The organism is Pseudomonas sp. FEN, assembly GCF_904067045.1.
Lineage (GTDB): Bacteria > Pseudomonadota > Gammaproteobacteria > Pseudomonadales > Pseudomonadaceae > Aquipseudomonas.
Window position 1 is genome coordinate 32,276 of record NZ_CAJFDC010000016.1, and the last position, 13,683, is coordinate 45,958.

The 13,683-nt window shown below is 63.0% G+C and carries 9 protein-coding genes and 2 pseudogenes; 5 read left to right on the forward strand and 6 right to left on the reverse strand.

Going from position 1 to position 13,683, the window contains the following annotated elements; genetic code table 11:
- Positions 1-18: 18 nt before the first annotated feature.
- The 6 genes and pseudogenes from selA to PFEN_RS19130 form a co-directional block, all read right to left on the reverse strand.
- A pseudogene (selA, locus tag PFEN_RS19105) lies at positions 19-1,425 on the reverse strand (L-seryl-tRNA(Sec) selenium transferase); the annotation flags it as partial.
- Positions 1,426-1,491: 66 nt separating this feature from the next.
- Positions 1,492-2,415, reverse strand: a complete 924-nt coding sequence (gene fdhE, locus PFEN_RS19110) for a formate dehydrogenase accessory protein FdhE (RefSeq protein ID WP_191488367.1) — start codon at positions 2,413-2,415, stop codon at positions 1,492-1,494.
- A gap of 4 nt (positions 2,416-2,419) precedes the next feature.
- Positions 2,420-3,073, reverse strand: a complete 654-nt coding sequence (locus PFEN_RS19115; RefSeq protein ID WP_191488368.1) for a formate dehydrogenase subunit gamma — start codon at positions 3,071-3,073, stop codon at positions 2,420-2,422.
- Positions 3,070-4,011, reverse strand: a complete 942-nt coding sequence (gene fdxH, locus PFEN_RS19120) for a formate dehydrogenase subunit beta (RefSeq protein ID WP_191488369.1) — start codon at positions 4,009-4,011, stop codon at positions 3,070-3,072. The genes PFEN_RS19115 and fdxH overlap by 4 nt, the downstream gene beginning before the upstream one ends.
- Entirely contained in the window at positions 4,011-7,076 is a 3,066-nt protein-coding gene (gene fdnG / locus PFEN_RS19125) for a formate dehydrogenase-N subunit alpha (RefSeq protein WP_191488370.1), read from the reverse strand. Before fdnG ends, fdxH begins: the two co-directional genes overlap by 1 nt.
- 204 nt (positions 7,077-7,280) lie before the next feature.
- Entirely contained in the window at positions 7,281-8,033 is a 753-nt protein-coding gene (locus PFEN_RS19130) for a TetR/AcrR family transcriptional regulator (protein WP_191488371.1), read from the reverse strand.
- 474 nt (positions 8,034-8,507) lie between these two features.
- On the opposite strand from PFEN_RS19130, the gene PFEN_RS19135 reads away from it, so the two are divergent.
- The 5 genes and pseudogenes from PFEN_RS19135 to PFEN_RS30710 all read left to right on the forward strand — a co-directional run.
- Positions 8,508-9,212, forward strand: coding sequence for an ABC transporter ATP-binding protein (locus PFEN_RS19135; RefSeq protein WP_191488372.1), 705 nt, complete (start codon positions 8,508-8,510; stop codon positions 9,210-9,212).
- Positions 9,209-10,408, forward strand: a complete 1,200-nt coding sequence (locus tag PFEN_RS19140; RefSeq protein ID WP_191488373.1) for an ABC transporter permease — start codon at positions 9,209-9,211, stop codon at positions 10,406-10,408. Before PFEN_RS19135 ends, PFEN_RS19140 begins: the two co-directional genes overlap by 4 nt.
- Positions 10,401-11,891: a TolC family protein gene (locus PFEN_RS19145; protein ID WP_191488374.1), complete on the forward strand. Its 1,491-nt coding sequence runs from the start codon at positions 10,401-10,403 to the stop codon at positions 11,889-11,891. Before PFEN_RS19140 ends, PFEN_RS19145 begins: the two co-directional genes overlap by 8 nt.
- A complete protein-coding gene (locus PFEN_RS19150) occupies positions 11,881-13,155 on the forward strand; it encodes an efflux RND transporter periplasmic adaptor subunit (RefSeq protein WP_191488375.1) in 1,275 nt (424 codons plus the stop codon). The genes PFEN_RS19145 and PFEN_RS19150 overlap by 11 nt, the downstream gene beginning before the upstream one ends.
- A 371-nt stretch (positions 13,156-13,526) precedes the next feature.
- Positions 13,527-13,667 (forward strand): annotated as a pseudogene (locus PFEN_RS30710) (type VI secretion system contractile sheath small subunit); the annotation flags it as partial.
- Positions 13,668-13,683 lie beyond the last annotated feature (16 nt).

The window sequence follows — 13,683 nt, forward strand, 5'->3', positions numbered from 1 at the left end:
CAACGCAATCCCAAGGTGTAAGCCCGCAAGCTGTTCGACCCACGCCGCCTCATCATCCAACTGGCGCAGGTCCAGCCACAAGGCATCGTCATCGATACGCCCCAACACCGGAATCGGCAAGGCGCGCAGGGCCGCCTCCAGGCCATGCAGGCTGCGCCCGCGCAGGCGTTTCGAGGTATTGGCCCGCAGGCACAGGGCCGCGCTGGGCAGTCGTGCCAGCGGTTGGCTGCCGCTGCCGATCATGCCCAGCGCCGGCAGCGCCGAAACACTCCAGCCCTCCCCCAACACGCCGGCCAACAACGGGCGCAGGCGTTCGGCCTGGGCGAGGATCTCGGCCTGAGGTCGGGTCAGCAGGCGCAGGCTGGGCAGGCGTTCGGCCAGGCGGTCCGGGTTGCGGTACAGCCCCAGTACCGCCTCCAGCGCGGCGAGGGTCAGCTTGTCGACCCGCAATGCCCGTTTCAACGGGTTTTTCTTGATCTTCGCGATCAGCTCCTTGCGACCGACGATCAACCCGGCCTGGGGGCCGCCGAGCAACTTGTCACCACTGAAGGTCACGATATCGGCACCGTCCTCCAGCGCCTGGCGTACCGTAGGCTCGGCGGGCAGGCCCCAGCGACTGAGGTCCAGCAGACTGCCGCTGCCCAGGTCTTCCAGCAGCGGCAAAGCATGGCGATGGGCAATCCGCGCCAATTCGGCGGTGGGGACCTGGGCGGTGAAACCCTGGATGTTGTAGTTGCTGGCGTGCACCCGCATCAACAGGCCGCTGCGCGGGCCGATGGCGCTTTCATAGTCACGGGCATGGGTGCGATTGGTGGTGCCGACCTCATGCAGGCGGACACCGGCGCGGGCCATGATGTCGGGAATCCGAAAGGCGCCGCCGATCTCGATCAGTTCGCCGCGGGAAATGATGCCTTCCTTGCGTTGCCCGAGGCTGTTGAGGGCCAGTAGCACGGCGGCGGCATTGTTGTTGACCACGGTAACGGCTTCGGCGCCGGTCAGTTCGCGGATCAGGCCCTCGATCAGGTCATCACGGTCACCGCGCTTGCCGCTATGCAGGTCGAATTCGAGGTTGAGCGGGTAACGGGCCGCCATTTGCACGGCGTCTATGGCGGCTTCGGGCAGCAGCGCCCGGCCGAGGTTGGTATGCAGCACCGTGCCGGTGAGATTGAATACCCGTTGCACACGGCTGCGGTGCTGGTTGAACAGACGTTCGCCGGCCCGGCCCGCGAGGACCGGCGGGGTCAGTTCGTTGGCTGTGAGTTGGCCCAAGCGGGCCGGTTCACGCAGCTCGTCGAGCAAATGCCGCAGGGTCGCCAACAACACATCGCGCCCGTAGCGCTCGACCAGGGGTTGGCAGGCGGGGTCGCGCAAAAGGCTATCGATGGACGGCAGGCGGGGTGGAACGGCGGCAAGACTCGAGGACATCAGCGGTTTCCTGAATGCGCGATGCGAAAACCTGAGTGTAGACGCCCAGTTGCAAGCCAGCCCTGTTCAATCGCCCCCCGGTGCCAGCAACAGGTTCGGGGCCTGACGCAGGTAACCTTCCTGATCGAGACGAATATCCAGCGCCAGGCTGGTGATATCGGCCGACAGCGCCTCGGCCTCGGCATCCTCTTCCAGATAGAGCAACTTCAGATAGCTGTTGCAGCCCGGGCAGATTTCCGCCCGCAACGGCGCATGACCGGCGGCATGGCCGTCATCGCCCAGGCTCAGGTACTTGAGGCCCTTGCTCTGCTCGCAATAGATACATTTGACCCGCACCACATGCCACTCGCAGGCACACAGCGAACACACCAGATAGCGCAAGCCGTTGAACTTGCCCCGATGCCGGATCACTCCGGCCATGGCCGGCGAACCGCAGGCCGGGCACTGCGACAGGCTGTCGCCGGGTTTCAGCGCGAGGGCCGGCACATTCAGCAGCCAATGACTCCAGGCCGCCTGCAAGGCAGCCCCGAGAAAAGGCACCAGAGCCGCCGGCAGCCCGCTGTATTGGCCCCCCAGCAAGGCCAGCGCCCAGACCTTGCGTTGTCCGCCACGACTCGCCTGCAAGGTGTCAACGGCCTGGCGCACGGCCGGGGTCGTGGCCGTATACCCCGACAACAAGGCGTCGAGCCAGGGCAACCACAGGTCCTCACGCACCAGGCTGTCGGCGGCCAGTGGTGGCAGGCCATGTTCCAGACACAGCTGCTGGCGCGCGGCGTCGGTAGATAGCATTGTCGGCGGTTGCTCCAGCAGTTGCTGCTGTACCCGGCAAATCCCGGCCAGCAGGCCGAGGTACTCGGCCAACGGATGCCCGAGCGCCAGTTTTTCCAGTCGGGCGGCCCGTAGGGCGAACAGCGTCGGTGGCGGCAAATGCAGGAACGGCACAGAGCTGGCCGATGCCTCGATCTGTCCAGGTTCCAATATCGTGCTCAAGCGCTTACCCCTTTTTTGCTGGCTCGGCGGTCGAGGTCTCGCCACGGGTCACTTCGCGGTACCACAATTCATGGTGCTTGCGCGCCCAGGCGTGGCTGACCCAACCATGCAGCATGGCCCCGACCGAGCCCTTGATCCAGATGCCGGCATAAACATGCACGATGATGCTCAACACCAGCACCAACGCCGCCAGCGCATGCAGCAGCACTGCCAGGCGAATGCTGGCGATGCCGAAGTACTGGCTGAAATACGCCCGCCAGATCACCACCCCGCTGAACAGCAGAACCAGCATGCAGGCCAGCAGCGTCCAGAACAGCAGCTTCTGCCCGGGATTGTACTTGCCGATCGGCGGCACGCCCTCCTCCTCGTTGCGCATCACTCGCCCCACCCGCCGCAGCCACGGACGGTCGTTGGCGATAAACAAGTTGGCCCGCCAGAAACGGATCACCAGCCCGAGGAACAGCACGAACATCAGCAAGCCCATGAAGGGATGCAGGATACGGGTCCAGGGACCACCGCCGAACAAGGCGCTGAGCCAGAACAACGCCGGATGAAACAGCGCCAGCCCCGACAGGCCGGCCATGACGAACAGGATCGCCACCAGCCAGTGGTTGCTGCGCTGGCTGGCGGTATAACGCAGGATCGGCTTGTCGTTCATGGCCGAGGCTCCTTAGCGGTTTTCGGATCAAAGACCTGTACGCCAGGGGCGACCTGGTGGACGCCGCCGTCCGTGGGCGGCGCAGGCTCGTCTTCTTCGACCCGTTGCGGGCCGATGCGCACATAATGGAAAAACCCCGCCAGCACCGCCGCGCCCATCGCCAGCAGCCCCAACGGCTTGCTGAGGCCTTTCCACAGCTCGACAAAGGGGCTGATACTCGGCTGGTTCGGCAGGCCGGCATACAGCGACGGCTGGTCGGCGTGGTGCAGCACGTACATCACATGGGTACCACCCACGCCGGCCGGGTCGTACAGGCCGGCCTGGTCGAAGCCCCGGGACTTGAGGTCGACGATGCGCTCGGCGGCGTGTTCCTTCATGTCTTCCTTGCTGCCGAAGACAATCGCCCCGGTCGGACAGGTTTTCACACAGGCCGGCTCCAGCCCCACCGCCACCCGGTCCGAACACAGCGTGCACTTGTAGGCCTTGTGGTCCTTCTGCGAGATCCGCGGGATGTCGAAGGGACAGCCGGTGATGCAGTAGCCGCAACCGATGCAATGGTCCTGGTTGAAGTCGACGATGCCATTGGCGTGCTGGATGATCGCCCCCGGGCTGGGACAGGCCTTCAGGCAGCCGGGGTCGGCGCAGTGCATGCAACCGTCCTTGCGGATCAGCCATTCCAGGTTGCCCGTCGGAGTTTCATGCTCGGTGAAGCGCATCAGGGTCCAGCTTTCGGCGCTCAGGTCCTGGGGATTGTCGTAGGTGCCGTGGTTGTGGCCAACCTCGTCGCGCAGCTCGTTCCATTCCGAACACGCCACCTGGCAAGCCTTGCAGCCGATGCACTTGGTCGTGTCGATCAGTTTGGCGACGGCTTCCTGCTGGCGCACGGAGGGCGGTACGGTGGTGGTCGCCGAACGGGCAATGATGTCTTGGCTGGCCATCAGATTTTCTCCACGTTGACCAGGAACGACTTGGATTCCGGGGTCTGTGAATTACCGTCGCCAAGGAACGGCACCAGGGTGTTGGTCAGGTAGCCATGTCGCGCCACCCCGGTGAACCCCCAATGCAGCGGGATGCCGATATGGTGCACGACCTGGTTGTTGACCTGCAGCGGCCGAATCCGCTTGGTCACCACCGCCACCGCCTCGATATGCCCACGCTTGGAACTGACCCGCACCCGGTCGCCGGCAGCGATGCCCTTCTCCTTGGCCAGCACTTCGCCGATCTCGACGAATTGCTCGGGCTGGGCAATGGCGTTGAGCTTGCAGTGCTTGCTCCAGAAGTGGAAATGCTCGGTCAGCCGGTAGGTGGTGGCCGCATAAGGGAAGTCCTTGGCCTGCCCCAGCGTGTCCCAGACCGAATCGAAGATCCGAGCCGCCGGGCTGCTGGTGACCTTTTTGTGGTCCGGGTGCAGCGGGTTGATGCCGATCGGGGTTTCGAATGGCTCGTAGTGTTCCGGAAACGGCCCTTCGGCCATCTTGTCGACGGCAAAGAAGCGGGCCACGCCCTCGGGGTTCATGATGAAGGGATTCATCCCGGCTTCCGGCGGCACATCGGGCTTGTAGTCGGGTATATCGGTTCCGCCCCAGAGCTTGCCGTTCCACCATACCAGGCGTTTTTCCGCTGACCAGGGCTTGCCCTGGAGGTCGGCGGACGCGCGGTTGTAGAGGATGCGCCGGTTCATCGGCCAGGCCCAGGCCCAGCCCAGGTGCTGTTTCATGCCATAGGGGTCACTGTTATCGCGCCGGGCCATCTGGTTGCCTTGCTCGGTCCAACTGCCGCAGAAGATCCAGCAACCCGAGGCGGTGCTGCCGTCGTCCTTGAGCTGGGCAAACCCGGCCAATTGCTGGCCGGCCTTGGTCGTAGTCCCGGAGGCATCGGTGAAGTCCGTGCTGGCGTAGCCGTTGATTTCCCGGGCCAGCTCTTCCGGCGACGGTTCATCGGCAATCCTGTAGGGCCAACTGAGCTTGAGGATCGGTTCGGCGAAAGCGCCGCCATTGGCCTGGTAACGCTGGCGCAGACGCAGGAACAACTCGCTCATGATCTTCACGTCGGTGCGGGCTTGCCCTGGTCCTTCGGCGCCTTTCCAGTGCCATTGCAGCCAGCGGCTGCTGTTGGTCAGCGAGCCGTCCTCCTCGGCGAAGCAGGTGGTGGGCAGGCGGATGACTTCGGTCTGGATACTGGCGCTGTCGACATCGTTGTAAGGCCCGGCATTGCGCCAGAACTCCGAGGTCTCGGTGGCCAGGGGGTCCATGATCACCAGCCACTTGAGTTTACCCAGCGCAGCGCTCACCCGGTTCTTGTCGGGCAACGCGGCAATCGGGTTGAAGCCCTGGCAAATGTAGCCGTTGACCAGCCCCCGGCCCATCCGGTCGAACATGCGCAGGATGTCATAGCCAGGGTTGTCGAGCTTGGGCAGCCAGTCATAGCCCCAGTGATTCTCGGCCGTGGCATTGGCGCCGTACCAGGCCTTCATCAGGCTGACATGGAACTTGCCGTAGTTCTGCCAATAGGACAACTGGCCGGGACGCAAGGGCTTGAGGGCACGCTTGGCGATGTAGGCGTCGTAGTCCTGTTCGGCGTCGGAGGCCAGGGTCAGGTAGCCGGGCAGCGAGTTGGACAACAACCCCAGGTCCGTCAGGCCCTGGATGTTGGAGTGACCACGCAAGGCATTGACCCCACCGCCAGGCATGCCGACATTGCCCAGCAACAGCTGGACCATGGCGGCGCTACGGATCATCTGCGAACCGATGGAGTGCTGGGTCCAGCCCAGGGCATAGAGAATCGTCATGGTCTTGCCCGGTTGCGCGCAGGTGGCGATCTCGTCCCAGATCTTGCGCATGGCCTCCTGCGGCATGCCGCAGGTCTGGCTTGCCAGCGCCAGGGTGTAGCGGCTGTAGTGCTGTTTCATCAACTGATAGACGCAACGCGGGTCCTGCAGTGTCGGGTCGACCTTGGCGAAGCCGTCCGCGCCCAGCTCATAGCCCCAGGAGGACTTGTCGGTGTAGGTACGGCTGGTCGCATCATAGCCACTGAACAGCCCGTCCTCGAAACTGAAGCCGGCCTTGACGATGAACGACACGTCAGTGTAGCTGCGCACGTATTCGTGCTGGATCTTGTCCTCGCTCAGCAGGAAGTTGATCAGCCCGCCCATGAAGGCGATGTCGCTGCCGGTACGGATCGGCGCGTAATAATCGGCCAGCGACGCGGTCCGGGTAAAACGCGGGTCGACCACGATCAGCCGGGCCTGGTTATGAGCCTTGGCTTCGGTCACCCACTTGAAACCGCAGGGGTGCGCTTCAGCGGCATTCCCCCCCATTACCAGGATCAGATTCGCGTTGGCGATATCGGTCCAGGTGTTGGTCATGGCTCCACGGCCATACGTCGGGGCAAGACTTGCCACCGTCGGGCCATGTCAGACACGTGCCTGGTTGTCGAACCCCAGCATGCCCAGACTGCGAATGACCTTGTGGGTCAGGTAACCGGCTTCATTGGACGCCGCCGAGGCAGCGAGAAAGCCGGTGGTCAGCCAGCGATTGACTGTCTGTCCCAAGGCGTTCTTCTCGATGAAGTTGGCGTCACGGTCGGCCTTGATCAGGTCGCTGACGCGGTCCAGCGCTTCATCCCAGGAAATTCGCGTCCACTCCAGGCTACCCGGCTTGCGCACCTGCGGGTACTTGAGGCGATCGGGGCTGTGAATGAAGTCCAGCAGGCCCGCGCCCTTCGGACACAGGGTACCGCGATTGACCGGATGGTCGGCATCCCCCTCGATATGGATGATGCTCTGGGCGACATTCTTGGCGGTATCGCCCTGGCTGTACATGATCAGCCCGCAACCGACCGAGCAATACGGGCAAGTATTGCGGGTCTCATGGGTATGGGTGAGTTTGAAGTGGCGCACTTGCTCAGCGAAGGCCGGCGCCGGGGCCATGCCCAACGCGGCCAGGCTCGAGCCTCCAAGGCCGATGGCGGCGACCTTGAAGAACTGACGACGGTTGAGATCCATCGCGTACTCCCGATCTGGTGAAGATCCCGGCCAGATGCCGGGGTTCTGGAACAGTCACGCGGCTGGCGTGATTGCCGTCAGTTTCACTCTAGCCAAGATTGGCGATTGTGCGCCGCGACCTGATCATCGGCGATCCCCACAGGATATGCGGGAGCCAGCAAGCTGGCGCCTATACAGGTCGTGCGGTGTTTTCGAGAGCCGCTGTTACTTGCCGGCGAGCTTGGTCGTGACCGGTACGGCGTGCTGGCGGATCGAACGCTGGGTTTGCAGCACGCGCTCCAGCGCCAGCTCCGCCTTGTGGTCTTGCAGCGGCGCATGAATGGCCGCCGACACCAGGCTGATCAGTTTGGTCATGACTTCGGCATCGGTGGCCGGACGCCCCAGACTCATGGCCTGCATCAGGAAGCGCAGCTCGGTCCCGGCAATCACCCCGGAAATGGCCTTGAGGGCGAATTGCAGGCGCAACCCGACCTCATTGCGTGGCAGATCCGGCAGTGCCAGGGCGAAAGCATTGAAGAAACGTTCGAAAACCGGCTGGTAATGTGCCTTGAGGTATTCCTGGATAAAGGGAGAGGTGTCGCTGTAGACACGGCCCAGGAAACGAATGAAGGAACGGCTCTCATCGCCGTCGCCACTGCGCTCCAGGCCCATGGCCGGAGCGAACAGGACCCCCAGCAGGGTCTCGCAGTCCAACGGGCCGTCAGCCTGCGCCTCGCATTTGGCCAGCAGTTCCAGGCGCTGCTCATTGAGCGGTCCGAGCCGCTGCATCAGCAAGGCGGTCATCAGGGAATCCTTGTCCCCGAAGTGGTAGTTCACCGCGGCGAGGTTGACCTGGGCACGCTCGGTGATCTGGCGCAATAACACGGCGTCGTAGCCGTATTTGATAAACAGAGCCTCCGTGGCATCCAGCAGTCGGGTCTTGGTGACATTGGGGGCACTGAGTTTCTTTGCGACCATAGGTGAGGAGCCTTTGCGGGTAAAAGTCTGACCGGGCGAATAGTGTTTTAAAAATAAATTTGATTTTTTATACCTGTGAAAGCCTTTGAAAGCAAGCCTCTACACCGTGGCGCCCGCCCTGGCGGGGGTTTGAAAATCATTCTGTCGAGTCTCAAAAAGGACACACTCAGACACAATTTGTCGGCATCGCCGCCCTCTTTATGCAAACCCGGGTGGCTTCAGCATTAAAGAGAGCAAGGCATTGGCTGTCCGATAAAATGTTTCAGGATGTCACAAAGCCCCGTTCGAACGGCCTGCGCCGTCCTCGCGACAGAGGGCTAGCGCCGCCCCAGGATCACGACTACTATTCAAACAAATTTTTAAAATAAGAAAATAAACCCTGGGTCCGTTCCTGCCCGAGAACCGCCTGAGCGCTCCAGCAATCGCCCGGGGCCGGTGGCTCCTGTCAGGTCGAGCCGGTTGGTGCGATCAGCAATGACAGACACGATTGCTCACGAAGGTTTCATCTCCCTGCAAGGCATCGGCAAGCGTTACCGCCTCGCCGAGCAAACACTCACCATTCTCGACAATGTCTCGCTGTCCATCGAGGCGGGTGAAAGTTGCGCGATTCTCGGGGCTTCCGGTTCGGGCAAAAGCACCCTGCTCAATATCCTTGGCCTGCTCGACCGGCCTGACGGCGGCCATTATCGTTTTGCCGGGCATGACATTTTCCAGGCCAGTCCCGACCAACTGGCGGCCATTCGCAACCGGCAGATCGGCTTCGTCTTCCAGAGCTTCAACCTGCTGGCGCGCCTCAGCGCCCTGGACAATGTCGCCCTGCCCTTGAGTTATCGCGGGATCCCTCGAGGCGAATCACTGATCCGGGCCATGGCCATGCTGGAGCAGGTCGGCCTGGCGCAACGCGCGCACCATCGCCCCGCGGACCTGTCCGGCGGTCAACGCCAGCGGGTAGCCATTGCTCGCGCCCTGGTGGGCGAACCTTCGGTCATCCTCGCCGATGAGCCCACCGGCAATTTGGACAGCAGCACGGCCCGGGAAATCATGGAGCTGTTGCTGGAGCTCAATCGCGTCCGCCAGGTCACGCTGATCATCGTCACCCACGACCCGCAAATCGCCCAGCGCCTGAGTCGACAGATCCGGGTACACAACGGCGTGGTCCGCGAGGCCTGCCCGGCATGAGCGCGCAGGCCGAACAAAGTGCCAGCCAGTTGCTCCACGAAGCCTTTGTCAGCCTGAGGACACTGGGTAAACGCTCGCTCCTGGCCTTGCTCGGAATTGTCATCGGCAGCTCATCGGTAATCGCCCTGATCAATATTGGCCACAACGCGGCACGGGAAGCCTCGGCGATTTTCAAGGACATGGGCACCGATACGCTGGCGGTGCAGTTTCCCGGCAATGGCGATGCGCGCACGCCGATGCCGGCGACCTTCGATACAGTGTCGTTGAGCAAGGCGTTACCGGGCCTGCTGTACATCGCCCCGCTCACCCTGTCCAGCGCCACGGTGGTGTTTCACGGCCGAGCCAGCAACGCCAATCTGGTGGGTAGCACCGCACAGCTGATGGGCGCCATGCGCCTGCAACTGAAGGAAGGTCGCTTCATCTCCGACTTCGATCACAGCGAAACCTATGTCGTGGTCGGGCACAAGATTGCCCTGGCGTTGAGCAAGCCCGGCGATCCGCTGCGCCTGGGCGAGCGCATTCGCATCAACGATTACCTGTTCCAGGTGATCGGCATCGCCCACAGCCAGCCGCCGGCCATCCTGATTCCGGTACAGGCCGACGATTCACTGTTTCTGCCCCTTGAAGGCCTGCGGCGGATCATCAGTGCGCCACAGATCAGCAACCTGATCGTGCGGGTTGCCGCCGGCCAGGACACCAATCGGGTCGCCGAGGCCTTGACCCAGGTCTTGAAACAAAGCCTCGGGAGCCGGGAGGTCGAGGTCCAGGTGCCGCAGCAGATGATCGACGGCATGACCCGGCAAAGCCGCACGTTTGGTTATCTGCTGATGGCGCTGGGCGCTATCTCCCTGGTCGGAGGCGGTGTCGGGGTGATGAACGTGATGCTGATGAACGTCTCCGAGCGCCGTCGGGAAATCGGCGTGCGCATGGCGCTGGGCGCGCGGCGCAAGGACATCCGCAACCTGTTTCTGCTGGAGGCGGTCAGCCTGACCGCCGTCGGCGCGATATCGGGTGCGCTGCTGGGCCTGGCCGCGGCCTACCTCTATGCACGGATGTCCGGCTGGGAATTTTCCCTGGCGCTCCTGTCGCTGCCGCTGGGGGTCGGCAGCACCCTGCTGGTGGGCCTGTTTTTCGGCCTCTACCCGGCGATTTCGGCATCGCGACTGCAACCGGTGGAGGCCCTGCGCGATGAATAGGCCCGGGCCATGGATGGCGCTGCTGCTCTGCTGGTTCTGTTACCCCGCACTGGCCGCCAGCGATCTCGTCGGTCGACCGTCAGCCCCCAGCCTGCGTAACAATCCGGCCCGTGGCGTACTGCTCAGCCAGCAGAGCACCGAGCTGACCCTGGGGGACGCGGTGTACCTGGGGCTGCGCAACAACCCCGGCATTCGCAGCGCCTACCTGCAACGTATCGCGCAGAAATTCGACCTGCGGGTTTCCGAAGATGTCTTCAATCCCAAGCTGCTGATCAGCGGCACCTATCAGGCGAACCGGGGGTCCCAGGACAGCTCGCGCAATGCCAGCCTCTCGCCGACCACCAGCCTGCTCAGCGAGTACGGTACCCGCTTGAGCATGGCCTGGACCCGACAACTGAACAATGCCGACGTCGCCGGCCGCTATCGCAGCGACGGTCTCGACCTGGCGATTATCCAACCGCTGCTGCGTGGCGCCGGCTGGGAGGTGACCACCGCGCCACTGCGCCTGGCGCGGATCGCCGAGCAGATCAACCGGCTGAACCTCAAGTCCAACGTCGCGCAGACCATCAGCAACATCATCACCGCCTACCGGGAAATGCTCAGGTCCCAGGAGCAACTGACCATTGCCCAGGAGGCCCTCAAGCGCGCCCGGGCCCTGCTGGACGTGAACAAGGCACTGATCGCCGCGGGACGCATGGCCGAGTTCGAAATTGTCCAGACCGAGGCCGACATCGCCACCCAGGAACTGGGCGTGGAAGAAGCCCGCAACCAGGTCGATATCAATCGCCTGTCGCTGTTGCGCCTGTTGGCCCTCGACCTGTCCACGCCGATCCACGCCACCGAAGCCCTGGAGGCCAACCGGGTGACCATCGACAAACAGGATGCCTTTCGCGTGGCTCAGGTCCAGCAGCCGGATTACCTCGCGTCCCTGCTGGGTAGCCAGCAGGCCGACCTGAACCTGGTGATCGCCAAGGATCAGAGCCGCTGGGATGTCTCGCTGGTCGCCGGGGCCAATCAGATTCGCGCTCGCACCGACAATGACAACGGTGACGTAGGCAGCCGCCGCTGGGACAGTTATGCCGGCGTGCAGGTGCAGATCCCCATCGGCGACCTCAGTACCCGCCAGGCTGAAGTCCATGCCCGGGTCGATGTGGAAAATCAACAGATCCTCCTCGCCGATGCCCGTCAGGCGCTGGAGCGCAGCGTCAACGACGTAGTGCGCGACCTGGGCAGCCGTTGGCGGCAATACGAGATTGCCCAGCGCGCCGTCGACCTGTCCCGGCGCAAGCTGGATATCGAGCGGGAAAAGCTCAGCGCCGGGCGTTCCAGCAACTTCCAGGTCCTGAGCTATGAAGGTGATTTGCGTAACGCCGAAAACGCCCGGCTCAACGCCCTGATTGCCTATTTGAACGCCCAGACCCAGTTGGATCTGACCTTGGGCATGACACTGGAGAGCTGGGACATTGCGCTCAATGACTATTGACAGAACAACCCGCAAACGCTGGTTGCAAGGCTCCGCGCTGGTCCTGGTGGTCATGGCCGGCGTGGCGCTGATCGGCTATCGCGCGCCCGCCGCCGATCAGCCGAAAAGCGGCCAGTGGATACCCGTGCAGGCCGCGCCGCTGGTTCACCAGATCGGCCTGGTGGGCAAGATCGAACCGCAGAAGACCATAACCCTGACCGCGCCCTTCGACGGCAATGTTCGCGCCGTGCTGGTGGAACAGGGACAACGGGTCGAGTCCGGGCAGACACTCTTGCAGATGGACCCGGCATTGCTGGAAATCCAGCTGCGTGATGCCTTGTCCGCCCAGCTCAAGGCCCGCCGTGCCGTCCAGGAATTACAGGACTGGAACAACAGCCAGCAGGTGGCTCGCAGCCGGCGCTCGCTCAGGGCTGCGCAAATGTCCGTGAGCAACAACGAGCGCAAGCTGCGCGAAAGCCAGGTTCTGTTCCAGCGCGGCATCATCGCCCGCAACGAACTGGACGATCTGCAGCAGCAACTGCAAAGCCAGCGCCTGGACCTGGTGGCGGCCCAGGGCGACCTGCAACAGGCACTGGACCAGGGCAAGGGCGAATATCGTCAGATCGCCGACATGGAACTGACCAACGCCACGGTGAAGTACGAAGCCTTGCGCAGCCTGCTCGAGGGCAAGAATCTGCTGGCGCCGTTTGCCGGTATTGTCGTGCCGGCCCCCGGGGCGAACAACGCGCAAGGCTCGACGAGCAACAACTCCGGGCCGGTCCAGAGCGGTAGTCGGGTCAGCCAGGGACAGGTGCTATTCGGCCTGGCCAATATCGAACAACTGAAAATCGTCAGCAAGGTCTCGGAACTGGACATCAACCAACTGCATCAAGGCCAGAGCGTCGAGATACTGGGTGACGGTTTCGACGGCGTGCGGCTCGACGGCGCCGTCGACATTGTCAGCAGCCTGGCGCTGCCCGGCGATGCGCCCGGTGGTAGCGCGCAGTTCCCGGTCACGCTCTCGGTACCGAAGCTGAGCAAGGAGCAGTTGCAGCGGGTCCGACTGGGCATGAGCGCGCGGCTGACCATCATCACATACCGCAACGAGCGGGCGATCGTGCTGCCACCCGCGGCAATCCAGCATGTCGATAACGGCCTGGCGGTGGACTACCGCGAGGCGCCGGACCAGCCGGCCAGGCGCGTGGCGGTGACGACCGGCCAGGCGACCGCGGAGGGTGTCGAGGTATTCGGTTTGCAACCGGGGTTTGTGCGCCTGCTGGAGTGACGCGGTGCTGGCGGTTGCCGATTCTCCAGGGGTATTGAAACGTCCTGCTTCTGGTGATGGGCTTTCTCTTGAAAACGATGTTGATTACCTACAAGCAAACTGGGCTCTTGGAAAGCTCCTACATATATATCCGTAAATATGACGGCTATTAAAATCCGCTCATAACTAGTACCTGGCCCAGTCTGCTTTAGACTAAACGAGTCGAGCTTTTTACCCTGTGTTCTCCTTGCGCAGTGCACACATTCTGTAGAGAACCCGTCATGTCCAATCATGAATCCGCCCCGCTCCCGCCTTCAGCCATCGAGGCGGACATTCCGGGCACGTTCGAACCAAGCCCTTGCGACTGCACCGCCGCGAACTCGGCGCTACCCTTGAACAAACTGATGGCACTGCGCGATGCACTCGTCGCACTCAAAGGCCCGTTGTCCGACGAGCCTGGCTTTCGTCGGGTGATCGAAAGCGTGCTGCTCAACAATGAAGTCCACGAACGGGTGCTGGGCAAGCGAACGTGAGAAGCCACGAGCGTGC